This is a genomic window from Brooklawnia propionicigenes (assembly GCF_030297015.1).
Classification (GTDB): Bacteria; Actinomycetota; Actinomycetes; order Propionibacteriales; family Propionibacteriaceae; genus Brooklawnia; species Brooklawnia propionicigenes.
Genome location: NZ_AP028056.1, coordinates 1,823,454 through 1,849,967, shown reverse-complemented (window position 1 = coordinate 1,849,967; position 26,514 = coordinate 1,823,454). Strand labels below are relative to the sequence as shown.

General features: G+C 66.8%; 20 protein-coding genes. 12 read left to right on the top strand and 8 right to left on the bottom strand.

The features are described 5' to 3' along the window. The first annotated feature begins 98 nt into the window (after positions 1–98). Both QUE25_RS08360 and dcd read left to right on the top strand, forming a co-directional pair. Positions 99–1,541, top strand: coding sequence for a glycine hydroxymethyltransferase (locus QUE25_RS08360; RefSeq protein ID WP_286263958.1), 1,443 nt, complete (start codon positions 99–101; stop codon positions 1,539–1,541). A gap of 71 nt (positions 1,542–1,612) precedes the next feature. Next, the gene (dcd, locus tag QUE25_RS08355) at positions 1,613–2,212 is read left to right on the top strand and encodes a dCTP deaminase (protein ID WP_286263956.1); all 600 of its coding nucleotides are present in this window, start codon (positions 1,613–1,615) and stop codon (positions 2,210–2,212) included. A 132-nt stretch (positions 2,213–2,344) separates the two neighbouring features. Here the strand turns inward: dcd and QUE25_RS08350 are convergent, their stop codons facing one another. The 6 genes from QUE25_RS08350 to QUE25_RS08325 form a co-directional block, all read right to left on the bottom strand. Then, positions 2,345–3,166 (bottom strand): ABC transporter permease, encoded by an 822-nt coding sequence (locus QUE25_RS08350; protein ID WP_286263952.1) that lies wholly within the window; start codon positions 3,164–3,166, stop codon positions 2,345–2,347. Then, positions 3,126–3,947, bottom strand: coding sequence for an ABC transporter ATP-binding protein (locus QUE25_RS08345; RefSeq protein ID WP_286263950.1), 822 nt, complete (start codon positions 3,945–3,947; stop codon positions 3,126–3,128). The genes QUE25_RS08350 and QUE25_RS08345 overlap by 41 nt, the downstream gene beginning before the upstream one ends. A gap of 204 nt (positions 3,948–4,151) precedes the next feature. After that, the gene (locus QUE25_RS08340) at positions 4,152–5,786 is read right to left on the bottom strand and encodes an FHA domain-containing protein (RefSeq protein ID WP_286263948.1); all 1,635 of its coding nucleotides are present in this window, start codon (positions 5,784–5,786) and stop codon (positions 4,152–4,154) included. A 69-nt stretch (positions 5,787–5,855) separates the two neighbouring features. Next, positions 5,856–6,527 (bottom strand): methionine ABC transporter permease, encoded by a 672-nt coding sequence (locus tag QUE25_RS08335; RefSeq protein WP_286263947.1) that lies wholly within the window; start codon positions 6,525–6,527, stop codon positions 5,856–5,858. After that, positions 6,524–7,507 (bottom strand): methionine ABC transporter ATP-binding protein, encoded by a 984-nt coding sequence (locus tag QUE25_RS08330; RefSeq protein ID WP_286263945.1) that lies wholly within the window; start codon positions 7,505–7,507, stop codon positions 6,524–6,526. The genes QUE25_RS08335 and QUE25_RS08330 overlap by 4 nt, the downstream gene beginning before the upstream one ends. A gap of 4 nt (positions 7,508–7,511) precedes the next feature. Then, positions 7,512–8,366, bottom strand: coding sequence for a MetQ/NlpA family ABC transporter substrate-binding protein (locus tag QUE25_RS08325; protein WP_286263943.1), 855 nt, complete (start codon positions 8,364–8,366; stop codon positions 7,512–7,514). Positions 8,367–8,770: 404 nt separating this feature from the next. On the opposite strand from QUE25_RS08325, the gene QUE25_RS08320 reads away from it, so the two are divergent. From QUE25_RS08320 to QUE25_RS08300, 5 genes are all read left to right on the top strand, one after another. Then, positions 8,771–9,793 carry a FecCD family ABC transporter permease gene (locus QUE25_RS08320; protein ID WP_425332697.1) on the top strand — a complete coding sequence of 341 codons (1,023 nt, stop codon included), beginning with the start codon at positions 8,771–8,773 and terminating at the stop codon, positions 9,791–9,793. Next, a complete protein-coding gene (locus QUE25_RS08315) occupies positions 9,790–10,641 on the top strand; it encodes an ABC transporter ATP-binding protein (RefSeq protein WP_286263941.1) in 852 nt (283 codons plus the stop codon). The genes QUE25_RS08320 and QUE25_RS08315 overlap by 4 nt, the downstream gene beginning before the upstream one ends. A gap of 57 nt (positions 10,642–10,698) precedes the next feature. After that, a complete protein-coding gene (locus tag QUE25_RS08310; protein WP_286263939.1) occupies positions 10,699–11,283 on the top strand; it encodes a hypothetical protein in 585 nt (194 codons plus the stop codon). Between the two features lie 210 nt (positions 11,284–11,493). After that, the gene (gene dxr, locus QUE25_RS08305) at positions 11,494–12,654 is read left to right on the top strand and encodes a 1-deoxy-D-xylulose-5-phosphate reductoisomerase (RefSeq protein ID WP_286263937.1); all 1,161 of its coding nucleotides are present in this window, start codon (positions 11,494–11,496) and stop codon (positions 12,652–12,654) included. A gap of 137 nt (positions 12,655–12,791) precedes the next feature. Then, positions 12,792–13,853 carry an ABC transporter substrate-binding protein gene (locus QUE25_RS08300; RefSeq protein ID WP_286263936.1) on the top strand — a complete coding sequence of 354 codons (1,062 nt, stop codon included), beginning with the start codon at positions 12,792–12,794 and terminating at the stop codon, positions 13,851–13,853. Positions 13,854–14,000: 147 nt separating this feature from the next. Here QUE25_RS08300 and ppdK read toward each other — a convergent pair whose 3' ends face one another. Beyond that, positions 14,001–16,646 carry a pyruvate, phosphate dikinase gene (gene ppdK, locus QUE25_RS08295; RefSeq protein ID WP_286263934.1) on the bottom strand — a complete coding sequence of 882 codons (2,646 nt, stop codon included), beginning with the start codon at positions 16,644–16,646 and terminating at the stop codon, positions 14,001–14,003. A 170-nt stretch (positions 16,647–16,816) separates the two neighbouring features. Beyond that, on the bottom strand, positions 16,817–17,710 hold the full coding sequence (locus QUE25_RS08290; protein ID WP_286268524.1) for a pyruvate, water dikinase regulatory protein: 894 nt from the start codon (positions 17,708–17,710) through the stop codon (positions 16,817–16,819). A gap of 28 nt (positions 17,711–17,738) precedes the next feature. Here QUE25_RS08290 and QUE25_RS08285 point away from each other — a divergent pair, with 28 nt between their 5' ends. The 5 genes from QUE25_RS08285 to QUE25_RS08265 all read left to right on the top strand — a co-directional run bounded on the left by QUE25_RS08285 (position 17,739) and on the right by QUE25_RS08265 (position 26,455). After that, positions 17,739–18,752 carry a class I SAM-dependent methyltransferase gene (locus QUE25_RS08285; RefSeq protein WP_286263933.1) on the top strand — a complete coding sequence of 338 codons (1,014 nt, stop codon included), beginning with the start codon at positions 17,739–17,741 and terminating at the stop codon, positions 18,750–18,752. Then, the gene (locus tag QUE25_RS08280) at positions 18,739–20,874 is read left to right on the top strand and encodes a DEAD/DEAH box helicase (protein ID WP_286263931.1); all 2,136 of its coding nucleotides are present in this window, start codon (positions 18,739–18,741) and stop codon (positions 20,872–20,874) included. The genes QUE25_RS08285 and QUE25_RS08280 overlap by 14 nt, the downstream gene beginning before the upstream one ends. An 82-nt stretch (positions 20,875–20,956) precedes the next feature. Continuing rightward, positions 20,957–22,120: an alpha/beta hydrolase gene (locus tag QUE25_RS08275; protein WP_286263930.1), complete on the top strand. Its 1,164-nt coding sequence runs from the start codon at positions 20,957–20,959 to the stop codon at positions 22,118–22,120. Next, on the top strand, positions 22,117–25,419 hold the full coding sequence (lysX, locus tag QUE25_RS08270) for a bifunctional lysylphosphatidylglycerol synthetase/lysine--tRNA ligase LysX (protein WP_286263928.1): 3,303 nt from the start codon (positions 22,117–22,119) through the stop codon (positions 25,417–25,419). Before QUE25_RS08275 ends, lysX begins: the two co-directional genes overlap by 4 nt. 85 nt (positions 25,420–25,504) lie before the next feature. Then, positions 25,505–26,455, top strand: coding sequence for a YwiC-like family protein (locus tag QUE25_RS08265; RefSeq protein WP_286263926.1), 951 nt, complete (start codon positions 25,505–25,507; stop codon positions 26,453–26,455). The last annotated feature ends 59 nt before the right edge of the window (positions 26,456–26,514 follow it).

Sequence of the window (26,514 nt, the reverse complement as noted above, 5' to 3'; positions counted from 1 at the left end):
GGGGCGCGCGCCGGAAAGCGGCGCCCGGCGTGCAGCGCGCCACCGTAGCGCAGCGGTAGACTAAGGGGGCGTTTCGTCCCCTTCTATCTGGAGTGCCCGTGACCGACTCTGCTGCCCTCGCCACCACCGCCTACCAAGCAATGCTGACCCTTGTCGGTCAGACCGAACCACGCATCGCCGAGGCGATCAAGGCTGAACTGCACGACCAGCGGCATTCGCTGAAGCTCATTGCGTCCGAGAACTACGCGTCGCTGACGACGCTGCTGGGTCTGGGCACCTGGCTGTCGGACAAATACGCCGAAGGAACCATCGGTCACCGCTTCTACGCAGGCTGCCAGAACATCGACACCGTCGAGTCGGTGGCCGCCGAGCACGCTCGCGAACTGTTCGGCGCCGAGTACGCCTACGCCCAGCCGCATTCCGGCATCGACGCCAACCTGGTCGCCTACTGGGCGATCCTGTCGCACCTGGTCGAGCGTCCGGCTCTGGAGAAGTACCACGCGAAGACCGTCAACGACCTCGATCAGGCCGACTGGGACGAGCTGCGTTATGCGCTCGGCAACCAGCGGTTGATGGGCATGAGCCTGGACGCCGGCGGCCATCTCACGCACGGTTTCCGGCACAACATCTCCGGCAAGATGTTCGACCAGCGCAGCTACGGCACCGACCCGGTGACCGGGCTGCTCGACTACGACGCATTGCGCAAGCAGGCGAAGGAGTTCAAGCCGGCGATCCTGGTGGGCGGGTACTCCGCCTACCCGCGGCGCATCAACTTCGCCATCATGCGCGAGATCGCCGACGAGGTCGGCGCGGTGCTGATGGTGGACATGGCCCACTTCGCGGGGCTGGTGGCCGGCAAGGTGTTCACCGGGGACGAGAACCCGGTGCCGTTCGCCCAGATCGTCACCACCACCACCCACAAGTCGTTGCGCGGGCCGCGCGGCGGCATGGTGCTGGCCACCAAGGAATTCGCCGACGACGTGGATCGGGGCTGCCCGATGGTGCTCGGCGGACCACTGGGCAACATGATGGCCGGCAAGGCCGTCGCGCTGGCCGAAGCCCGGCAGCCCTCCTTCCAGGATTACGCCCAGCAGATCGCCGACAACGCCAAGGCCCTGGCCGAGGGGCTGCTGAAGCGCGGCGCGACGCTGGTGACCGGTGGCACCGACAACCACATCGTGCTGCTGGATGTGGCCAGCTCGTTCGGGCTGACCGGACGCCAGGCCGAGGGCGCGCTCATCGATTCGGGTGTGGTGACCAACCGCAACTCGATCCCGCGCGACCCGAACGGCGCCTGGTATACCTCGGGCATTCGGCTGGGCACCCCGGCGCTGACCAGCCGCGGTTTCACCACTTCCGATATGGATGTGGTCGCCGGGCTGATCGCCGACGCGCTGGCCGCCACCAAGCCCGTGATGACCTCGGCAGGCGCACCGGGCAAGGCGAAATACACGATCGCGGACGGTGTCGCCGAGCGCACCCAGGCCGCTGCGGACGAGCTGCTGGGCAACCATCCGCTGTACCCCGGCTTGGAGCTGTGAGCAGGTAGGCAGAGTCGACTGCCAAGCGATCCTGGTTCGGTTATCGCTTGGCAGTTCGATAGATTGCCTACATGCTCTTGTCCGATCGCGACATCTGCGCTCAGGTCCAGGCGGGACGTGTCAGCCTCGATCCCTGGGACGCAGCCATGGTGCAGCCCGCCAGCATCGATGTCCGGCTCGACCGGTATTTCCGCATCTTCGAGAATCATCGATACGATGCGATCGACCCGGCCGCCGACCAGTCGGAACTGACCAGGATGGTCTCCCCCGACGGTGACGAGCCCTTCGTCCTGCATCCTGGTGAGTTCGCGCTGGGGGCCACCTATGAGTATGTGACCCTGCCCGACGACATCGCGGCCCGCCTGGAGGGCAAGTCGTCGCTGGGTCGGCTGGGGCTGCTCACCCACTCGACTGCGGGGTTCATCGATCCGGGGTTCTCGGGCCATGTCACCCTCGAGCTCAGCAATATGGCCACGCTGCCGATCAAGCTGTACCCGGGCATGAAGGTCGGCCAGCTGTGCTTCTTCCAGCTGAGCTCGCCGGCGGCCCACCCCTATGGCTCCGCCGGCGTCGGCTCGCACTACCAGGGCCAGCGCGGGCCCACCGCCAGCCGCTCGCACCTGCATTTCTCGCGGATTCCGGTGCCGCACAACCCCGATCTGGAGGGCTGATCGCCGCAACCCCGATCGTGGGTCGGGTTATCCGCGGGGCCTGCAGACAGCCCTACCCAACTTCCGGGTCTGGCTCCTCGCCCGCGATAAACCGGCCCCGGATCATGCGATCGGTGCGTGAATCGCCTGCGGTCAGCGCGACAGCCGGCCCATCAGGGAACTTGCCACGGCGATGCCCACGACGCCAGCCACGATCAGCACCGTGAGATCGGCGAGGTAGTTCGTCGGCTGGCCCAACAGCAGTCCGCGCAGCATCGACACCTCGTAGCTCATCGGATTCACCCGCGCCAGCACCTGCACCCAGCTCGGCATCATCTCGATCGGGTAAAGGGCGTTGGAAGCGAAGAACAGCGGCATCGTGATCGCCTGCCCGATACCCATCAGCCGATCCCGGTGCAGGACCAGCCCGGCGATGCACAGCGACAGGCAGCAGAAGAAGGCCGAGCCGAGCATCACGACCCCGCAGGCAGCCAGCCACTTCAACGGATTCAAGGTCAGGTCGACGCGAATGATCAACGCGAACGCGATCACCACCAGCGCGATCGCCACCGACCGGATACCGGCCGCGAATGCCTTGCCCGCCGCCAGAGCGACCCGCGGGGTGGGAGTGACCAGCAGCTTCGCCAGGATTCCGGCGTCACGCTCCCAGATGATCTGGATGCCGTAGAAGATCGCCACGAACATGCCCGACTGCGCGATGACCCCCGGACTCATGAAGGCCAGGTAGGACACGTCACCGGTCGGGATCGCCCGGACACGGGAGAACGTGGTGCCAAAGATGCCCAGCCACAGGATGGGTTGAATCGCGCGGGTGAACAGCTCGGTGCGGTCATGGCTCAGCTTCTGCAGTTCGACCAGGCAGAAGGTGATGATGCGCGAGAACGTCACCCGGATGGTCGCGAGCGGCCCGCGGCTAACCCAGACGTCCGGCGGTACGGCGGCCTTGACGGACACTGGCCAGTCCTCCCTCACTGTCGTCGTTCAGATCGGCACCGGCATAGTGCCGGAAGACATCTTCCAAGGTGGCTCGCGGGCCGACGGCACGCTTCAGGTCGTCCGGGCTGCCCAGCGCCGAGAGTCGTCCGCGGTTCATCATCGCGATCCGATCGCACAACATGTCGGCCTCTTCCATGTAATGCGTGGTGAGCAGCACCGTCATGCCGAACTCCTCGCGCATCTGACGGACATGGCCCCACACGCTGTCACGGGCGACCGGATCGAGGCCGACGGTCGGCTCGTCCAGCACGAGCAGTGCCGGACGATTCACCAGCGCCTGGGCGAGTTCGAGTCGACGCACCATCCCGCCCGAATAGGTGGAGGCCAGCCGGTCGGCGGATTCGGTCAGCTGCATCATCTCGAGCACCGCATCCACTCTGGCCCGGCGTTCGCGGCGGGGAATGTCGAAGAGCCTGGCGAACCATTCGACGTTCTCGCGTCCGGTCAGGGCACTCTCGATGGACAGTTGCTGAGGCACATAACCCATCAGCGCGCGCACCGCCATCGGGTGGTGGGCGACATCATGACCGAAGACCCGCACCGATCCGGTCTGGACGGGCAGCAGGGTGTTGATCAGCCGGATCGTGGTGGTCTTGCCGGCGCCGTTCGGTCCCAGCAGGCCGAAGCACTCCCCGTGCGCCACGGTGAGACTGAGGTCGTCCACGGCGATGTGCGGGGCATGCTTGCGTGCCCGGAAGACATGAGTCAGATGCTCGATCTCCACCGCGTCGGAATCCATTGAGGCGCCTCTTCTCTCGTGCTCTATCAACGGTAGACCGCCGCTCGCCGAAAACCAGCTCGCCTCCGTTGGAACGCGAGCGTGACGATTCAGTGGCGTCGCGGTGGCTCACCCCGGAGCGACTGCCGGCCCGGGAGCGAACCGATTGCCGGGTGCCGGAGCACGGGATCACCGGCGCCCGGAACGACCCCCGGGAAGGCCCGCTTACTGGGGGGCCAGCAGCGAGATGGTCTGCGCATCGCCCAGATCGATGGCGCCGCCGATCACCAGGTCGATGCTCTGGCCTTGCACCAGGTGCACCGAGCGGCCGTCCGGGAAGACCACGATGGTGCCGTTGGTGGAGTTCATATCGGTCACCTCGAAGCGGCCATTCTTCGGCGCAATCCGCAGATGGGTACGGCTGATGTCATGGTTGGGGCTCGGCACGCGCAGCAGCTGCTCGCCCGAATCGCTCGCGGGCGCCCGGCCGATCAACATCGGGCCGGTCAGCGCGACACGCTCGCCGGCCGCGGTCAGCAGAATGGCTGCCGGCAGGTGCGCGGCCGGCGGCGGGGGCTGGAGGCCCGCGAAGCCCGCGGCGCCCCAGGGGCCGGTGGTTCCCGACGAGCCGAGTGGCTGGCCGGCGGCACCCATGAACTGCCCGGGTTCGGCGTCCGGCTCCTGACCGGGAGCGTAAGGGGGACGCTGGCCGAGCACCTGCGTGGGTTCGCGGCCGACCGCGGCAGGGATCTCCGGCATCGGCGGAAGTTCGGGCTCCGGGGCGGACGACACCGCGGGTTCGGCCGCGATCTCGGGCTCGATCACGGTCGCGAAGGCAGGCGGGGGCGGCGGGACGATGGGTTCGGAATACTCCGGCGCCCGGACCACGGGCTCGGAGTACTCGGGTGCCCGGAACACCGGCTCGGAATACTGCGGTGCCGCGTCGATGGTCTCCTCGGCCGCGTAGGTTGCCCGTTCCTCGGCCTGATGCTGGTCAGCGTGCGGCTGGTCGGGCCGAGGCTCGTCGGTGTCCGGCTGGTCGGTCCGCGGCCGGTGGACGCCTTCGCTCCGGGCGGCGGCGACATCGGCCTCCGGTTCGGAATCAGGGAAGACCGGCGGCACGATCAGCCGTTCGCCGAAGACCGAGTCGTAGAGGTTCACCGAGTTCTCCACCGGAGCGAACGTCGGCTCATCTGCAGCCGCAGGTGCCGGGGCGACCGCAGGTGCTTGGACGACCGCAGGTGCCGGGGCGACCACGGGTTGGGGTGCGACGGCAGGTGCCGGGGCGACCACGGTTGGGGGAACAGCTGCACGCTCGGGAACGACGGCTGGTTCCGGAGCAGCCGCAGGATGGGAAGCGGCGGCGGGTTCAGCGGCCGCGGCCGGCGAGCCGGCGGCCACGGGCTGGGCGTCCAAGTAGACCGAGGCGGCCTGCACCGCGCCGACGACCAGCGGCAGCTCCAGCAGATCACCGGAGCCGGCCGTATCGTCCAGCGGCAGCTGCACCGACCGCGCGCTGAGGGTGGTCTCGTACCAGGTGCGCGCGCCGGCACCCGAGGCGAGCTCGGCATCGGTGGCAGCATCGAAGACCGTCAGCGAGCCACGCAGCAGGCAGTGCAGCCGATCGTCGTCCCAAAAGAAGACTCCGAGATTGGGCATCTGATCAAGTCCGTGACTGGTCAGCGTCGTGACGATTTCGCCGATCGAGGCGCAGTCGAGCAGCTGGGCCCACAGGCGAGCGATGAAACCGGCGGCGCTGCTGGGTGCGGGTTCCAAGACGACCATCGAGGTCGGTCCGCTCAGCACCGTCCATCGTCCATGAACATAGCTGGCACGCCACGCACCGTAGGGGGTCTTCATCGCGTTCTCCTCCCGATGGCCAAACTCACGGCCTCCTGCAAGCCTGACAGTTTCGGGACGCGCGGGCAATCATCCTCGCCGGTAAGCCATCCGGTGGACGATGCCGTCTCCGATCGATTGCACCAGCTGGACGATCGCGATGAGCACGATGACCGCCACCAGCAGCACCTCGCCATTGAATCGCTGATAGCCGTACCGGATGGCGAAGTCACCGACGCCGCCGCCACCGATGGCACCGGCCATCGTCGAATAGCCGATCAGGGTGACCAGCGTGAGCGTGGCGCCCGAGATCAGACCGGGCAGCGACTCGGGGAGCAGCACCTTGCGGACGATCTGCCAGGTATTGGCGCCCATCACCTGGGCGGCTTCGATCTTGCCTGGCGCGACTTCGCGCATGGCCGACTCGACGACCCGGGCATAGAACGGGATCGCCCCCACCGACAGCGGCACCACTGCCGCGGTCGGGCCGTAGGCGGTGCCGACCAGCCAGCGGGTGAAGCTGAGCAAGGCGATCATCAAGATCAGGAAGGGCAGCGAGCGAGCGATGTTCACGATCGCGCCGACCACCTGATAGATCACCGGCTGCGGGTTCAGTCCGTCGGGCGAACTGAGTCGCAGGACGACCCCCAGCGCAAGGCCGAGCACCGTGACGATGACGAATGAGGCGCCGACCATCCATGCGGTCTGACCGAGCGCGTGCATGAGTTCGGGGAATGCCTCGATCCAGCTGGCCTTCTTCATAGCCGCGCGCTCACTTCCCGCTCGATCAGGTACTGGTGGACCGCGGCCCGGTCGTAGAAACCGTCGGGGTGGGTCAGCGCGACGCGCAGGCGTCCGACTTTCTGACCCGCGATCCAGTCGACCGATCCCCCGAGGATGGCGACATCCAACCCGAAATGCCTGGTCAAACCCGAAATGATCGGCTCGGCCGTGTGGCTGCCGGTGAATGTCAGCACCATTGAGCGCTGCTCGGGGTCCAGCGCCGGATCGCCGGTGGGCAGCAGGATGTCGGCGAGCTGGGAGTTGGGATCGGCCACCAACTCCAGTAGCGGGCCCTGCTCCACGATGCGTCCGTTCGCCATCAGGGCGGCGGAGTCGCAGATACGGCGCACCACTTCGGACTCGTGGGTGATCAGCACCACGGTCACTCCGGTCTCCTGGTTGATGCGTTTGAGCAGATCGAGGATCTGCTCCGTGGTGGCGGGATCGAGAGCGCTGGTGGCTTCATCACAGAAGAGCACCTGCGGGCCGGCGGCCAGCGCGCGGGCAATACCGACGCGCTGCTTCTGGCCGCCGGACAGCTGAGAGGGATAGGAGCCGGCCCGATCGCTCAGTCCCACCAGCTCCAGTAGTTCGTCCACCCTCGCCTTGCGCTGGAGACCCGAGATGCCCTGGATCTCCAGCGGAAAAGCGATGTTGGCGGCGGCGGTGCGGCTGCCCAGCAGGTTGAAGTGCTGGAAGATCATCCCCATCCGGTGCCGCATCTGGCGGAGTTGGGGCCGGTTGAGCGAGGTGAGCTCGATACCGGCGACTTCCACTGAACCTGACGTTGGACGCTCGAGTGCGGTGAGGCAGCGCATCAGCGTCGTCTTACCTGCACCACTGCGTCCGAGGATGCCGAAGATGCCGCCGTCGGGCACGTGCAGGCTGACGTCCTGCACGGCCGCGACGGCCTTGTCACCTTTGCCGTAGACCTTCGTCAGGTTAGTGACAGTGATCATCGGCTCAGCCGTTCACCGGCAGCACACTGCCCTGGTAGTTGTCGACGATGAACTTCGCGAGCTCAGGCGATTCGAGAGCCTCGGCCAGCTTCTGGACGCGCGGGTCGTCCTTCATGGTCTCCTTGGTGACCAGCACGTTGGCGTACGGGTTGCCCTCGGCGGACTCGAGGATCAGCGCGTCGTTGGCCGGGACCAGACCGGCTTCCAGCGCGTAGTTGCCGTTGACGATCGACAAGGTCACGGCCGGGTCGTCGAGAGAGGCGGCCAGTTGCGGGCGGTCGATCTTGACGAAGGAGATGTTCTTCGGGTTCTCGGTGACGTTGGCGTCGGTGATCTGCGAGTAGTCGAGGTTCGGATCGTTGCGGTCGACGTTCAGCTTGATCAGTCCGGCGTCCTCCAGCAGGAACAGGCCACGGGCCTGGTTGGTGGCGTCGGCCGGGATGGCGATCACGGCGTTCTCGGGGACGTCGGTCAGCGAGGTGACCTTCTTGGAGTACAGGCCGAGCGGCTCGACGTGCACGGTCGCGACGGGGACGAGGTCGGAGCCGGGATGGTTGGCGTTCCAGTCGTTCAGGTAGGGCACATGCTGGAAGAAGTTGGCGTCCATGTCGCCGGCCTCCGTCAGCTGATTGACATCCACGTCACCGGAGATCTCGGTGACATCGACCTTGACGTCGCCCAGCAGGCCCAGGGTCTCGGCCTCGCGGATGAGCTCCGCGTGAGGGATCACGTCGGCCATCACCTTGAGCGGCTGGGAGGGGTCGGCGGAGCCATCGCCGCTCGACGAGCCACCGCAGGCAGCCATTGAGGTGAGCAGCGTGGCAGCCAGCGTGGCTGTCAGCAGGTTACGAAGTCGCATGGGGTAAATCCTATTCATCGGGTTCAGCGGAGGTTTGATCGTCCAGCAGCACGGTCCGCAGCGATCTCTGCGCAATGAGAAACATCAATCGCTGCAACTCCGGCTGGGAGGAGCGATCGGTCCGTGCTGTCAACGTGGCATTCGCCGGCAGCACATGGGCATCATCAGGACGGTGCAGCGGTTGCTGCTCGTGCTGATAATCGGACCCACGTGCTCGAGGCTACTTCACTTCGCGTTGCCGGCCCAACGGCGGCGGCAGGCTGTTATCGCACTGTGACCAGCGCCGCGCGCCGTCACGTGTCGCACTGTGACCAGCAGGGCGCGCTGTCACGCCCGCGGCGCGAGCCCTCTCGGAGGCCTCCCAACTGCCGCATGTTAGCCTGTCGTCGTCATGGTGGAGCCGGATGAGTCAAACAGTCGCCACGTCCTCTGACTGGGGGCGCGTGCAGGCGCGTCCTGGGTTCCGGACGATGGTCTTCGCGATCCTGCTGGTGCTGCTCGTCGCCGCCTTCATCTACGGCGTCGGTACCGGCAGCATCCCGCTGAGCCCCGAGCAGGTGCTCCAAGGAATCTTCGGGCCGGACGACTACGAGTGGCATCGCGTCGTCTGGGATATCCGGCTGCCGCGGGTGCTGCTGGCAGCGATGGTCGGCGCCAACCTGGCCACCTCGGGTGTGATTCTGCAGGCGATCATGGGCAACCCGCTCGCCGACCCCGGCATCATCGGTGTCTCCTCGGGTGCAGGCCTGTTCGGCATCATCATTCTGCTGGCCTTTCCGAGCATGTATCTGATGGTGCCGCTGTTCGCCTTCGTCGGCGCGATGCTGGCCTGCATCGTCATCTACGTGCTCGCCTGGAAAGGCGGCATCCAGCCGATGCGCATCATCTTGGCCGGTGTGGCCGTGTCCACGCTGTGCGGCGCCGGGATCTCCGCGGTCATGGTGCTCCACGCCGACCGGCTGCAGAACGCGCTGCTGTTCATGAATGGCTCGTTGTCGATGCGTGGCTGGGGTGAGGTGCGCACGCTGTGGCCGTACTGCCTGCTGGCGCTGGCTGCCGCGCTGTTCTGCGTGCGCAGGCTGGACGTCATCGTCCTCGGCGATGATGTCGCGCGCTCCATGGGCATGAATGTGCAGGCGAACCGCATCCTGTTGACCGCGATCGCCGCTTTGCTGGCGGCCAGCGCGGTCAGTGCCGTGGGCCTGCTCGGCTTCGTCGGGCTGATCGTCCCGCACATCATGCGGATGATCCTCGGCACCAACCACGCCTTCCTGGTGCCCGGCTCGATTCTGTTCGGCGCCACCCTGGTGATGTTCAGCGACACCCTTGCGCGCACGCTGTTCAGCCCGATCGAGATCCCCGTCGGCATCGCGATGGCCGTGCTCGGCGTCCCGTTCTTCCTCTTCTTGTTGAGGAGGGCGATGTGAGTGCCCCGATCCTGAGCGCCCGCGAGGTGCGCTTGAACCTGGGTGGGCATGAGATCCTGCACGGCATCAGCCTCGATTTCGAGCCGCACCGCATCCATGCGATTCTCGGTCCCAACGGCTGCGGCAAGACCACGCTCATCAAGGCGTTGTGCGGCGCCACCAAGCTCAGTCACGGCGAGGTCCGGTTGGACGGTGAGTCGATCAGCCGGCTGAGCGCGTCCGCCATGGCACGCAAGATGGCGGTGGTCTGGCAGGGCGGTCACATCACCGGTGATATCACTGTGCGTCGCCTGGTGAGCTACGGACGCTACGCGCATCTGCCCTGGTGGCAGCTTCGTCCACCGGCCCACGATCAGGCGGTCGAGCAGGCGATGGCACGCACCGGCGTACTGCCGATGGCCGAGCGGCGGGTGGAAACACTGTCGGGCGGCGAGCGTCAACGGGTCTGGCTGGCGGCGGCCCTGGCGCAGGAGCCGCAGCTGCTGCTGCTCGACGAGCCCACCACCTACCTCGACATCGCGCACCAGATCGACATCCTGGAGCTGGTACGTGACCTCAACCAGACCATGGGGCTGACCGTCATCGCCGTGCTGCACGACCTCACCCAAGCCGCCCGCTACTGCGACCACTGCGTGGTGATGGGTGATGGACGCGTCCTGCGCCAAGGCTCGCCCGACCAAGCGCTGTCGTGGTCGGCGGTCGCCCAAGACTTCGCAGTCGACTCATGGGTTACCCACGACCCGGACGGTCAGCGTCCGGTCATTCAGCCCAGGAGACGAATGCGGGATACCGACCCGGAAACGTGGCCTTCTACGATGCCGGCCGAACTGCACCACAAGCAGCGATGAAGATCGTCGTGATCACATCCGACAACCCAATATGTCCGTAACACAAGGAGAAACCCAATGAAACGAATTCTCGTCTCGGTCGCGGCCGCGGCCCTGATCGGGGTGGCCGCGACGGGCTGCGGCTCGTCGGCCGACTCCGGCGTCAGCGCCTCGGCGGAGCCGGCATCGGCAGCCACCGGCGTCAGCGCCGCTGCCTCGTCCAGCGTGGCGGCCGCGCCGGGCGCCACTCTCACCGAGCAGGACGGCAAGCTGGTGGACCGGGACCCGCAGGCCGGTGTCGTGGAAGGCACCGGTTTCGACATCACCATCGATCCAGCCGCCCAGACGGCACTGTTCCAGACGATCGATCCTTCGACGGGCGACGCTTTCCAGAACTCGGCGCTGTTCGACTATGCCAACGGCACCTTTGTCCGGCACGTCTTCGTGTCGGCGACCGGCTCCGCCTACGTCTACACCTGCGATCTGGCCACGGGCGAACTGCAGATGGTTCAGAACGCTGCGGGCGAAGACGTCAGCGAGGCCGTCAGGGGCCAGGGCCGCTGGGAGAGCGCCGGAAGCGGTTCGGCAACCCAGCGCGCCGATATCGAGAAGTACTTCGAGGCTCGTTACGGCATGACCGTCGAGCAGGCTGCGACGGCCTGACCAGCGGGCCTGTTGCACTATCCGGCCAACAAAGGGTCAGTCGCGGTTGCGGCTGGCCCTTCGTGGTTTCTTGCTGCGCGGGACGAGGTGGCTGGCGCTGAAGCCAGCCCCTGGCATTTCGGCTGAGTGCCCCGCCAATCCAGGGGACGAAATGGCTGGCGCTGAAGGTCGGCCCACAGGCCCGGATGGCCCGGGCCCTAGACTGAGCCCGTGCGCAATGTGGTGATTCTCGGCAGTACCGGATCGATCGGAACCCAGGCCATCGACGTCATCTCGGCCAGGCCGGAGCAGTTCAACGTGGTCGGCCTGTCCGCCGGAGGAACCTCGCTCGGCTTGCTGGTCGAGCAGGCGAGACTCTTGCGGCCCGAGGTCGTCGCGGTCGCTTCCACGACGGCAGCGGCGGAATTGCGCGAGCGGCTACCAGGCATTCAGGTCTGGGAGGGCGCGGATGCGTCCACCCGGTTGGCCGCCTACGACAGGGCCGACGTGGTGCTCAATGCGATCACCGGCGCGGCCGGCCTCGAACCCACCCTGGCGACGCTCGCGGCAGGCATCACGCTGGCGCTGGCGAACAAGGAGTCGTTGGTCATCGGCGGCCGGTTGGTGACCGAGGCGGCCGCGCCGGGCCAGATCGTGGCGGTCGATTCGGAGCATTCGGCCTTCGCGCAGGCGTTACGCGCCGGACGCAAGTCCGAGGTGCGCCGGCTCATCCTCACCGCTTCCGGCGGGCCGTTTCGTGGACGCAGCCGCGCGGAGCTGAGCGGCGTCACCCCCGATGAGGCGATGGCGCACCCGACCTGGGCGATGGGCCGGGTGATCACGATCAATTCGTCCACGCTCGTCAACAAGGGTTTGGAGTTGCTGGAGGCGGGATTGTTGTACGACGTGCCGCTGGACGCGATTCAGGTGGTCGTCCACCCGCAGTCGATGGTGCATTCAATGGTCGAGTACGTCGACGGCTCGACGATCGCGCAGTGCTCGCCACCCGATATGCGGTTGCCGATCGCGCTCGGGCTGACCTGGCCCGACCGGGTGCCGGACGCCGCGCCCGCTTTCGACTGGACGAAGGCGTCCGCCTGGACGTTCGAGCCGCTGGACGACGAGGCTTTCCCCGCAGTCGAACTGGCCCGCCGGGTCGGCAACGCCGGTGGTGTCGCGCCGGCCGTGTACAACGGCGCCAACGAGGTCTGCGTCGACGCCTTCTGCGCCGGCAAGCTGGCATTCACCGGCATCGTGGACGTCATCACCGCCTGCGTCGACCGGCTACTGGGCCCCGACGGCCCCGACTTCGGCGAACTGTCCGTCCCCGGTGTGCTGGCCGCCGACGCCTGGGCCCGCGAGACCGCCGCCGAACTCATCGCCTCGCGGTAGTCGCCCCTGGGCGCTCGCCGAGCGAACGACCCCGGGGATCCGCTGGGGACCCCGGAGTGTTACCGTGATCGCGCATCATTCCCGATGGTCAAGGGGCAGGGCCGGCCCGGGCTGACTCTGTTCCGGAAAGAGCTACCTTGAAGAACCGGACGTATTCCTGGGCCTTTCGAGTTCTGGGCGCACTCGCCGCATTGACGCTGACAGTCGGCTGCGGAGCCGCAGCCCCGACCTCCTCGGGATCGGTCTCGAACGGCAGTCAGCCGGCCGGCACGGCGACCGCCACTCCGGCCAGTGTCTCGGGCACCAGCTTTCCGATGACCGTCACCGACTTCACCGGGCACACGCAGACCTTCGAGCAGCAGCCGCAGCGGATCGCCGTCGTCTCGGGCACCCCGCTCAACATCTTCTATGACGCGGGCGGCACGGCCATTGCCGGGCCGAACCTCACCGAGAACATCCGGCTCACCGAAGACCGCGCCGACGAGATGCGCGCGCTGCCCCAATTGGGCCTGCCACGCACCATCGACAGCGAGGCCCTGGTCGGCCTCAACCCCGACCTGGTCATCACCCAGGCGGGCGCGCAGACCGCCCTCGACTCCCAGATGCAGCAGATGGGCATTCCGACCTTCACCACCTCGGTCAAGAACCTCGACGATCTGACTGCCGCCTACCAGGTCTTCGGTGCTCTGGCCGGCACCAGCGACCGGGCGTCCCAGCGCATCGAGAAGATCACCGCTGAGACGCAGGCAATCGTCGATCAGTGGCCGAGCGACGACGACCTCTCCGTGGTCATCTTGTTCGCCACCGCGCAGGGGCTCACGGTCAAGCTCGACAACTCGATCGCCGGGCAGATGACCTCCATGCTCGGCATCACCAACATCGCTTCGGCGATGACACCCGACAATCCCGGCTCCGAGACCACTACCTTGGACATCGAAGCGATCGTGCAGGCTCAGCCCGACTACGTGCTGGTCACCAGCATGTTCAACAGCAACGACGAGGCCAAGGCCAGCCTGGAGCAACAGTTCGCATCCAATCCGGCCTGGCAGGCGGTGGACGCGGTCCGCAACGGCAAGATCGTCTACCTGCCGCAGCAGTACTTCTTGTACAACGCAGGCCCGCACTATGCGGATGCAGCCCGTTACCTGGCCGCCAGCCTGCGCCCCGACGTCTACGGCAGCCCCGCCGAATCCGCCTGAGTCCTGCTGCACTCCTGACCCCGACCCGGAGCACCATCACCCCAAGAAAACGCGCCAAACCAAGCTCCACACAAGGCGAGTGGCCCGGTCCCCCGAAGGAGACCGGGCCACTCGCCCATTCAGATCAGTTCAGATCCCAGCGATCAGTCACTGCTGATCCATGGCAGCCTTGGCGGCGGCGAAGCGGGCGATCGGGACGCGGAACGGCGAGCAGGACACGTAGTTCAGCCCGACGGTCTGCAGGAAGTCGATCGAATCCGGATCTCCACCGTGCTCGCCACAGACACCGCACTTCAGCTTCGGGTTGTGGCTGCGGCCCTTGTCGACGCCCATCCGCACCAGCTGGCCGACACCCTCGGTGTCGATCGTCTCGAACGGGTTGTGCGGCAGCACCCCGTCAGCCACGTAGGCGGTCAAGAAGCCGTTCTCGGCGTCGTCGCGGCTGATACCCAAGGTGGTCTGGGTCAGGTCGTTGGTGCCGAAGCTGAAGAAGTCGGCATGCTCGGCGATCTTGTCGGCGATCAGAGCAGCACGCGGCAACTCGATCATGGTGCCGATCGTGTAGTCGAGTTCCTTGCCGGCGGCGGCCAGTTCGTCCTTCACCGTGCGGTCGACGATCTCGCGCTGGGTGATGATCTCGGTCTCCAGGCCCACCAGCGGGATCATGATCTCCACACCTACGGTCTCACCCTCGCGGTCCAGCACGGCCAGCGCGGCGCGGATGATCGCGCGGGTCTGCATCTCGGGGATCTCCGGGTAGAGCATCGCCAACCGGCAGCCGCGGGTGCCCAGCATCGGGTTCTGCTCGTGCAGCTTCTTCACCTGAGCCAGCGTGGCCCGCTCCTTGGCCAGCGTCTCGGCGTCGCCACCGGTAAGCTCCAGCTCCTGGACCTTGAGCGCCTGGTCGAGGTAGTTCGGCAGGAACTCGTGCAGCGGCGGGTCGAGCAGCCGGACGGTGACCGGCAGGCCCTTCATCGCGGTGAAGATGCCCTCGAAGTCGGACTGCTGCATCGGCAGGATCTTCTCCAGGGCGGTCGCGCGCTGCTCGGCGTTCTCGGCGAGGATCATCTCGCGCACCGCAGGCAGCCGATCGGCGGCCATGAACATGTGCTCGGTGCGGCACAGGCCGATACCCTCGGCACCCAGCTCACGAGCCTTGGACGCATCCTCGAAGTTGTCGGCATTGGCGCGCACGCCCATCGTCCGCACCTCGTCGGCCCAGGCGACGACCCGCTGGAAGTCCTCGTTGATGCGCGGCGGGATCAGCTTGAGGGCCTCGCCGAAGACCTCACCGGTCGAGCCGTTCAAGGTGACGACATCGCCCTCGTTGAAGACGTGATCGCCGATGGTCAACTTCTTGCCTTCGACGTCGATCTTGATCGTGGTCGCACCGGCCACACATGGCTTGCCGAAGCCGCGGGCGACAACCGCCGCGTGGCTGGTCATGCCGCCGTGGGCGGTCAGCACACCCTGGGCCACCAACACGCCATGGATGTCGTCCGGAGTGGTCTCGTAGCGAACCAGGACGACAGCCTCGCCCTTCTCGCCCTTCTCGGCCGCGGTATCGGCATCGAAGACGAGCCCACCGACGGCGGCACCCGGCGAGGCGGGCAGGCCCTTGGTGATCGGCTTGGCGGTGTTCGACGGATCGATCGCCGGGTGCAGCAGCTGATCGAGCTGAGCGGGCTCGATGCGCCGCAGCGCCTCGGCCTTGTCGATGACGCCCTCGTCCACCAGGTCGGAGGCGATCTTCAGCGCAGCGGCAGCGGTGCGCTTGCCGTTGCGGGTCTGCAGCATGTACAGCTTGCCGTTCTCGATGGTGAACTCGAGATCCTGCATGTCCTTGTAATGGCCTTCAAGCCGAGCCATGGTGTCGAGCAGCTCGTGGTAGGCCTCGGGCAGCACCTCTTCCATCTCGGAAAGATGCCGCGGGGTGCGGATACCCGCGACGACATCCTCGCCCTGCGCGTTGGTCAGGAACTCGCCGTAGATCCCCTTCTCGCCGGTGGATGGGTTGCGAGTGAAGCAGACGCCGGTAGCCGAGGTCTCGCCACGGTTGCCGAAGACCATCTGCATGACGTTGACGGCGGTGCCCAGGTCACGGGAGATGTTGTTGGCCTTGCGGTAGACCTCCGCGCGGGGGTTGCCCCAGCTGCGGAAGACCGCGTCGACCGCACGGTAGAGCTGCTCGACCGGGTCGGTGGTCCAAGCGCCGCCCAGTGCCTCGTCCGAGATCTGCTTGAACTCGGCGACGAGTTCCTTGAGGTCCTCGGCGGTGAGGTCGGTATCGCCCTCGACACCCTTCTCAGCCTTCTTGGCAGACAGCGCATCTTCGTACAGATGACCCGAAATACCCTCGACGACCTCGCCGTACATCTGAATGAAGCGGCGGTAGCAGTCCCAGGCGAAGCGCTCGTTGTCGGCCTCGGCGGCAACGGCCGCGACGGTGTCGTCGCTGATGCCCAGGTTGAGGATGGTGTCCATCATGCCGGGCATCGACACCACGGCGCCCGAGCGGACCGAAACCAGCAACGGATTGTCCTTGCCACCGAGCGTGCGCCCGGTGCGCTCCTCGAAACGCTTGAGCCCCTCGGCGATCTGCTCGCGCAGGCCGTCGGGCCACTCGCCGTTGTTGTTCATCGTCTCCACGCAAGCCGCAGTCGTGACGGTGAAGCCGTCGGGCACGGGAACGCCCAGCCGCATCATCTCCGCGACGCCGGCGCCTTTACCACCGAGGATGGGCTTCATCGACGCGTCGCCCTCGGAAATGTCGTAGATAAACTTCTCAGTCACTGCTGAAATCTCCTTTGACTAGCAAAATCGTGCGGGGACGGGGGGTCCATGACACGCGATGGAGCACCGATCATTGGTGCTCGCACCTCTTTATTCTGCCTTCTCGGACAGACAAGTGGAAACCAGCCGCCATTTTTCTTGAATTGAACGTTTATCGCCCGGCTGCGACGCTACGGCTTCAGCCGCAGACTCCCGGGCAGACGCCGAAGATGTGTCCCGGCCTTGCGGGCGCGTCCCTCGACGATGTCGGTGACCCTGGCCGCGGCCTCCTCCAAGGCCAGCCCGGTGGTGTCGATCACCGGGCAGCCGAGTTGGCGCTGGATGCGGCCGACCTCGTCGAGCTCGTCATAGATCTTCGCCAGATCGGCATAGCCGCCGTCCTTGGTGCCATACCCGCCCAGCGATTTCACCCGCCGCGAACGGATCTGAAGCAGTCGTTCGGCATCGATCGTCAGCCCGACGATACGCCAGCGCTCGATCTGGAAGAGCTCGTCCGGCGGCTTGATGCCCGGCACCAGCGGCACATTGACGGTCTTGTACCCCACGTATCCCAGGTAGAGCGACAGCGGGGTCTTACCGGAGCGAGAGGCGCCCACCAGGCAGATATCGCACTCCCGGAGAGTCTCGGGCATCACCCCGTCGTCATTGCGGACCGCGAATTCCATCGCACTGATCCGGTCGAAATAGTCGGCCTCGACCGCAACCGGACGCATCACGACCTCGTCGGCCGCCGACCCGGTGGTCTGGCCGATTGCCCGCAGGGTGTCGCCCAGCAGATCTGCGCATTCGATCTGCTTGTCGTCGCAGTAGCGCCTGACCATCTCGGCCATCTCCCGCTTCACCAGGGTGAACAGGATGACCACGCGGCAGTCCGGCTCGGCAGCGCGCGCCGCGGTGATGCGGTCGAAGACTCCCAGCAGGGCGTCGGCGTCCTTCACTCTGGGGTGGCGGACGATGGAGAACTGGGTCTGCGGGAATTGCGCCTGGGCCGCTCGGGCCAGACGTGCTGCGGTCTCACCCGAACTGTCGGCGATGACGTGGATGCTCAAACGGTGGTTGGCCAGCATGGCCGACAGGTTATCGTACGGACACATGGACCCCGTCGACCGCATCATCGTGGCCAATTCACCGGCCGCTGCCCGCCATCTGCTGATCGTCGACGCGCCGGGACTGGTCGATGAGGCGCTGCTGCGCGCGGATCGGGTCAGCGCGTGGTGCGACGACATCCGCGATGCGGCACTGGTGCGCGACGACGTGCTGATCGACCGGCTCGACGCGACCACTCTCGACGGCGTCGACCTGGTCTGGATGCGGCTGCCCCGCGCCCTGGGTGCCCTGGACGAATACAGCGAGCTGATCGCGAGCCATGCCGCTGATGATGTTCAGGTGATCGCCGGCGGCCGCGAGAAGCACCTGAACCGCTCCATGAACAGCACGCTGGCAGGCCATTTCACCTCGGTATCGGCGAGCCTCGGGCAACAGAAATCGCGAGCCCTGAGGGCGTCCGGGCCGCGGCATGGCGACCCGGTGTGGCCACGCCACAAGACCATCACCGTCGGTGGCGAGCAGCTCGAGATGTGGTGGCATGGCGCCACCTTCGCCGCGGGCCGCGTGGACGACGGCACCCGGCTGCTCATCGACCACCTCGATCGGGTCGCCGACGCCGATCGCTACCTCGACCTGGGCTGCGGTTCGGGGCTGCTGGCCACCCTCATCGCACGTGCCCATCCCGACTCCGACGTGGACGCCACCGACACCAGCTGGGCGGCTGTCGATTCGACGCGCCGCACCGCGGCCGGAACCGGCGTGCGCACCCACTGGGCAGCCGATCTCGGCGATTTCGCCGACCAGGACCTGGACGTCATCGTCTGCAACCCGCCCTTTCACCGTGGTGCCGCGAAGGACTCCGCACCGACCATCGCACTGTTCGAGCAAGCGGCCCGGGCTCTGGCCGACGGCGGCGAGTTCTGGTGCGTCTTCAACTCGCACCTGCCGTGGAAGGCACATCTGTCGAGACTGATCGGAGCAACCACGCTGGTGGCCCAGAATCCCGGCTTCACGCTCACCCGCAGCCTGCGGCGCCGGGAGGATCATGGGCAGCCCTGACTTCGCAGCAGCCCAGGACGCGGCACGGCGTGCCGGCCAGTTCACCAAGACACTCGCCTGGGCGCTTGGCGTCACCGAGCAGGCGGTGCGCGACGCCCGACAGGCCCACCTCGGGCTCGTGCAGGATGCGGCCCGCGAGCAGATCGATCGCATGGACATCGATTCGCTGCGAGAGGTCACCTCGGCCACCAGCCTCTATCTCGCGCCGCTGCGCGCCGCCGGCATCACCACCGTGGGACAGGTGCAGCGGACCCCCGATGCCGTGCTGCGCAGGCTGCCCGGGATGGGCACCGCGCGTATCCGGGCCATTCGAACCGCGACCCAGGCGGTCTGGGAAGCCGCCGTCGCTGCTCAGCCGGTCATGCTGGATCCCGCTGCCCGCACGCCCTTCAGCAGCAGGCTGGTCTGCGCTTTGGCCACGACCCTGCACTCGCGCGAGGCCGCTGTCGCGGTCGGACGCTGGCAGGACGACCGGCAGCCCGAACTCGCCGATCTGCTGGCGCAGACCACCCCGGCGCGCAGCCGGATACGTTGGCTGTTCAGCTCCTCACAGCGCAGACTCGCTGCCACTACGGCAGGTCGGCGCCTGCTCGAGCTGATCGGCGACGGCACGCGACTTGCTGCGGCGTTCGAACAGATCAGCGCGTCCTCGCGCATCAGCATCGCCCAGGCCTGGCAGCTGTTCGAGCGAGATGCCGCGCAGTTCTATGCAGAGCTGGAACGGCTGACCGGCGCCGGCGCTCCGGGGGCGGCGGTGACCGGCGGGTTGGCGGCGGCCATCGTCACGCGGGTCGAGCGTCAGCCTCTTGATCTCTCGCTGCTGCGCGGATCGCTGCGCGCCTACCAGGATTTCGGCGCTCGCTTCATCCTGGCTCAACGCCGAGTGATAATCGGCGACGAGATGGGCTTGGGCAAGACCTTCCAGGTGATCGCTGCGATGACTCATCTGGCAGCAGCCGAAGACGCCACCCATTTCGTCGTGGTATGCCCGGCGTCGGTGACGATCAACTGGCAGCGCGAGATCCTGCAGCACAGCCTGCTCACCCCCTATCTGGCACACGGCGAGCAGCGCGACCAGGTACTCCACGACTGGGCGTCCAGCAGCCGCTCGGTGCTGATCACCACCTACGAGACCCTGCGGTCGCTGGACTGGCCCCCGGTGCAGGCATCGATGGTGACCATCGATGAGGCGCACTACATCAAGAACCCGGCCACCAAACGGACGCAGGCCTGCGCGCGGCTGATATCGGCCAGCCCGTATGTGGCTTTGCTGAGCGGCACGCCCATGGAGAACCGGGTGGACGAGTTCGTCGAGCTGATTCGCCTCGTCCAGCCCGAGTTGCTCAGCAGTCTGGACCGCCCTCGCCTGCGGCTGGGGCCGAGAGCATTTCGTCGCGCGGTGGCGGCGGTCTATCTGCGTCGCAGCCAATCCGATGTGCTGATGGAACTGCCCGAACGCATCGACACCGACGACTGGGTGCATCTGGGCAGCGACGAGATGCACGCCTACCGCGCGGCTGTTGAGGCAGGCAACTGGATGGCGATGCGGCAGGCCGGGTTTCGTGGCAGATCGCCCGAGAAACTGGAGCGCCTGCTGGATCTGTGCGCCGAGGCAGGCGCCAACGGCCGCAAGGTGGTCGTCTTCTCGTATTTCCTGGATGTCCTCGAACGTGTCTGCCGGGAGCTGGGGCCGCTGGCGGCAGGCCCGATCACCGGGGCTGTTCCGGCACGACGACGCCAGGAGGTCCTCGACGAGTTCAGTTCGACCGACCACCTTCAGGTCCTGGTGGCCCAGATACAGGTGGGAGGAATCGGCCTCAACATTCAGTCCGCCGCCGTCGTCGTGCTCTGCGAACCGCAGTTGAAGCCGAGCACCGAGGCACAGGCCATCGCTCGCGTCCACCGCATGGGACAGATCCACCGGGTCGAGGTGCACCGGCTCTGCGCCGCCGACAGCATCGACGAACGCATCATCGCACTGCTGGTCGACAAGCAGCGGGCCTTCGACGACTTCGCCGCGCACAGTGCACTGGCCGCAGCCTCATCGGACGCGACCAACCCCAGCCGCGACGCGCTCGCAAGACAGCTGATAGCGGCCGAACAGGCCCGGCTGGGGATCTGAGCCGGGCACATCGTGGGCTGCAACCGCCGAAATAGGCGCGCTGTCGGGCCGGCAATTCGAATCGCGGGGCATGCTTGATGACATGCCCACCTGGCTCCAGCCGACATCCCCGGCAATATTGATCATCATCGTCGCGCTGCTGCTCGCCACCTTGGGGTGGACGCTCGTCTGGTTGCCGACTCATCGGCATCCCCGCCGGCATCACGCGATCGGCCAGCAATCCATCGCGGTGCTGGTGAGCATCGCCTTGTCGCTGATGCTGGCCTTCGTCGTACTCAATCAGCAGAACAGCTGGTTCACCACCTGGTCGAGCATGGGTGGGGTCGGCGATCTCAGCCACAGCGAGACCGTCGGCGATCCGACACCGACCAGCCAAGACCCCATCGCGTGGCAGACCGGCACTCCCACCGACCTGCAGGCCGACCCGCGCAGCAATCCTGCCTTCGGGGAGCAGAGCTGGGTCGATCCGGCGCCCGAAGGGCAGTACTTGACGGTGTCGATCCCCGGCCCGGCCAGCGGGCATACCTCCTCGGCGTTGGTCTGGCTGCCGCCGTCGTATCTGGATCATCCGGAGCGCTTCTATCCGGTGCTGATCGGGTTCCCGGGACTGCCCGGCTCGATCAATGCGGTCGCCGACGGTCTGCACCCCGACGAGCTCATCACGTCATTGAGTTCCCAGGGTCAGTTGCGCGAGAGCATCGTGGTGATTCCCGACGTCTTCCCGGACAATGTCGATACCGAATGCGTGGACGCCTCCGACGGCTCGATCCTCATGGAGACCTTCGTCACTCGCGATGTCGTCGGCTGGATCCGGACGAACCTGCGAGCCGATTCCGATCGCGCCGGCTGGACGACCATCGGATACAGCGCGGGCGGCTTCTGCTCGTCCATGCTCACCATGCGCCACCCGGACATCTTCGGTTCAAGCATCAATATGTCTGGATACTTCGTGGCCGGTTTCGAAGGACCCAAGCTGCGCGAAGATGGCGATACCACCTATGACCTGACCGTTCTCGCCCAGACCGATCCACCCGACGTCGATCTGTGGTTCTACGCCGCGAAGGATGACCAGATGGCCTACGAAGCATGGCAGAGCTTCAATTCCGTCGTCCAACCGCCCACCTCACTGACCACCGAACTCGTGGAGAGCGGCGGTCACACGACCCAGGTGTGGGCGGCCGGGTTGGCGCCCGGGCTGAAGTGGCTGGGCCAGACCCAGCCCCACTTCGCATGGCAGGCAGCATGAACACGCCGGCTGCCGACACTGCGGCAGGCCCCGCCCGTAGCCAACGGTTGGCGAACGCGATCACGGGGGTTTACGCCATCGCGACCCTGGTCGCCTTGCTGATGTGGCTGAGCCGCCGGGTCTTCGCCAATCATCTGCGTCTCAGCTGGGCCGAGATGGCCTTCTGGACGGCCAATATCCCGGCGACGCCATCGATCGTCTCGTTCACCGGGCTCGGACTGCTGACTGTCGGCCTGCTGTACCACAAGCGTCTTGCCCTGTGGATCGTGATTGTGATGCAGATCATCGGCGGCGCGTGGGCCGGCGTGGGCATCGTGATGATCACCGCGGTGTCGAACGAGCCGGAGATCTTGGCCAGACGCGACGAGGTGCTGCCGCTGCTGGTCGTCTCGGTGGCCATCGCGGTGCTGACGATCCCGATACTGGTGCGGCTGCGGCCGGCCTTCCCTGCCCGGGTGCCACCGGGTTCGTGGGCGGCCGCTCTCGGCGTGCTGGGCGGCGGCCTGGTGCTGGCGATAGCCGCCACCGAGGCGCTGGTGCTGATCTGGCCGGGAGCCAGCGGCCCGGCCTGGCAGCAGACGGTGACCGCGCTGATGCATGCCGTCGGCATGACCCCGCCGCACTCCTGGAACGTCCACGTCGCCCATCTGGTGCCGCAGATCGCCTCACTGATCATGGCGATCGCGCTGGTCGCGGCCACCATCATCTTCCTGCGCTCGTCCAGATCCGATGAACAGTGGAACCCGGACTCCGCACTGACCGCCCGCCGGATGATCGCCCGGTACGGCGACAGCGACTCGCTCAGCTACTTCAATACTCGCGGCGACAAGCTGCTGCACTTCTCCCCCGACGGAAAGGCGGCGGTGGCCTACCGGGTGGTCGCCGGGGTCTGCCTGGCATCCAGTGACCCGCTCGGCGACCCGCACTCGTGGCCGCAGGCGATCACCACCTGGCAGGACGAGGCGCGCCGCTACGGCTGGGTCCCGGCCGTGTTGTCGTGCAGCGAAGCAGGCGCCCGCTCGTACAACAAGGTGCTCGGCTACGGCATTCTGCAGCTGGGGGATGAGGCGATCCTCACCACAGAGCGATTCCGGCTCGACTCGACCGCGATGACCGAGGTGCGGCGCTCGGTGAACCGGGCCCGCCGCGACGGGCTGACCGTCCGTATCACGCACACCGCAGACCTGGAGGCCGACGAACTGGCGGCGATCGGCAAGGCAGCCGACGAATGGCGCGAGGGCGATGAACGCGGCTTCTCCATGGCGCTCGGGCGTTTCGGCGATCCAGCCGACGGTCGCACGGTGGTGGCCACCGTGCACGATCCGGCCGGCACGATGGTGGCGCTGCAGAGCTTCGTGCCATGGGGACGCCGCGGACTGTCGCTGGATCTGATGCGCCGCAGCCCGGATGCGCCGAACGGCACCAACGATTTCCTGGTCGCCGAGTTGATGAGCTGGTGCGGCGACCACGGCATCGAGCATGTCTCGCTGAACTTCGCGTTCTTCCGGCAGGTCTTCGCCGAAGCAGAAGACGTCGCTGCCCCCGCCTACCGCAAGGTGAACTCGCAAGTGCTGGGCCTGCTCGATCGGTTCTGGCAGATTCAGAGCCTGTACCGAGCGAACTCCAAGTACAACCCGCAATGGACGCCCCGCTATGTCGCGCTGGCCAATCCCTTGACCATCCTGCAAGTGGCCGTCGCCTGCCTGATCGCCGAGGGCTTCCTGCGGGTGCCGTTCATGAAGTCTCAGCAGCCCGACAAGCTCGAGTTCACCACCGAGCAACTCGCCGAGCTGGAACAGATCGAGACCCCGCCGCCGCCGGAGACCGACCTGCATTCACGGGGATCCGACCAGACCCGGCAGCGGCTGACACATCTGGCCGCGCTCGAGGCGGCCGGGCGGCCCGGGTACCCGGTGGGCCACCGGACATCGGTCTGGCTGTCGTCCCTGAAACCGGGTGCTGCCGGGGCCGATGGGCGGCCGGTGGCCGGACGGGTGCGCCGCATCCGCGATCACGGCGGAGTCTGTTTCGCAGACCTGACCGACCACGGTGTCAACCTGCAGCTGTTGCTCGACGCCCAGACGCTCGGACGCGACCAGGTACACCAGTTCGCTCAGCTGGTCGATTCCGGTGACATCATCGACGCCACGGGCAAACCCGGGCAATCCCGCAACGGCACCGCGTCCCTGCTGGTCACCGGGTGGACGATGCTCGCCAAGGCGGTGCATCCGGTGCCCTGGCAGGGACTGGCCGACCCGCAGACGCGGGCACGCAACCGCTCGCTCGATCTGCTCATCAATCCGTCCGAGCTCGATCTGCTGCTGGCCCGCAGCCGGGGCATCGCGGCGGTGCGGCAGACCCTGCTGGACGAGGGATTCTCCGAGGTCGAGACGCCGATTCTGGGTACCACCAACGGCGGGGCGACTGCTCGTCCCTTCCGCACGCACATCAACGCCTACGACACCGATCTGGTGCTGCGCATCGCGCCCGAACTGCCCCTGAAACGGCTGCTGGTGGCCGGCATGGGCCCGATCTTCGAGATCGGACGCAACTTCCGCAACGAGGGCGTCGACAACACCCACAATCCGGAGTTCACCGTGGTGGAGGCCTACCAACCGCTGGCCGACTACGTCGATATGCGGCTGCTCACCCAGCGGATCATCCAGAATGCCGCCATCGCCGTGCACGGGAGCGCGATGCTGCCGCTGCGTGATGCGAATGGCTCGCTGAAGCTGACCGATGTCAGCGGTGACTGGCCGGTCGTGCCGGTCTCGGAGGCCGTCTCGGCCAAGCTCGGCCGCCAGGTCAGCATTCATACCGATCTGGACGATCTGATCGAGATCGCCCGCAATCTGAACATCGACCTGAAGGAGGGGCTCGGTCCGGGCGCGGTGCTGGAGGAGATCTACGGTGTGCTGGTCGAGAAGACGACGGTCTTTCCCACCTTCTACACCGACTTCCCGGAGGAGAGCTCGCCGCTGACCGCCCGGCATCGCAGCAAGCCGGGGCTGGTGGAACGCTGGGATCTGGTGGCCGGTGGCATGGAGCTGGGCACTGCGTACTCCGAGCTGGCCGATCCGCTGATCCAGCGTTCCCGGCTGGCCGAGCAATCCTGGTTGGCCGCGCAGGGCGACCCGGAAGCGATGGAGATCGACGAGGACTTCCTCAGCGCACTGGAGCTCGGTATGCCGCCGACCGGCGGACTGGGCATCGGCCTGGACCGGCTGATCATGGCGATCACCGGCAGCACCATCCGTCAGGTCCTGACCTTCCCCTTCGTCAAACCGGTCGGACGCTGACCGCCTCGTCCGTGCCAACCGCTGCCGGGGGCGGGGCTGCAGACCCCACTGCTTACAACCGCTTAGGTGCACCTAAGCTAGGACGATGACTCACAGGCCAACGACATCGCGCCGGCGCCCGCGCAGATCTACCGCGGCGCGCGGCTGGCTGCCGAACCAGCACGGCGCGTGGGCGATGCTGATCGTCCCCTTCATCGTCGGCGTGGTCCTGAGATCGCGGGCCGGCGAGCCTGGGGGTGCGTGGCTCATCCCGCTGGCCGCGGCTGAATTCGCCGCCTACTTCGCCTTCAACGCGCTCGGATTGTGGCTGCACGCCGCCCCGGCACGCCGCGCCGGATTTCGTCCGGCACTGATCACGTACACGGCGATCACCGCGGTCACCGCGGTCCTGGTGATCGTCCTCGGTGGCCGGCCACTGCTGGGCTGGTTGCCGGTCGCCCTGCCGCTGATGGCCTGGGCGATCTGGCAGGCCTCCCGCAAACAGGACCGCTCGGTCACCAGCGGGTTGGCGACCGTCGCACTGGCCGTGGGGATGGGAGTGGTGATCCGATTCACCAGTCCATCGCAGATCGTGTCCAGTCCCGAAGACGCGCTGCGCGATATCGCCGTCTTCGTCGCGCTCTTCGGCTACTACGCGGGCACGGTCTGGCATGTGAAGTCCCTCATCCGCGAGTGGGGAAACCGGCAGGCAAGACGCGACTCCATCATCTGGCACGTCGCGTTCATGGCGCTGACCACTGCCGCAGCGGCGGCAAAGCTGCTGACCCCGGCCTGGCCGGTCTTTTTCGCGGTCTGCACCGCCCGCACCTGGTGGCTGTCCGCGCCGCCCGCCACCCGGTCCACCTCCAACAGCACCACCCAGTCCATCTCCGGCAGCACCACCCAGTTCCCACCGCACTCCGCCACAGCCGCCGAGACCCGCCGCGTCACCGTGCCGCCCGCGACCGACCCCCCGCCGCGGCGTCCCCGGCCGCTGCAGATCGGCCTACTGGAGATCGCGATGAGCCTCGCTGCCCTGGTCATCGCGATCAGCTGAGCGACCCGCACCTCACTTTTCGGACGAACGCCGACCGCCCGGCCCCACGCGCCGCATCG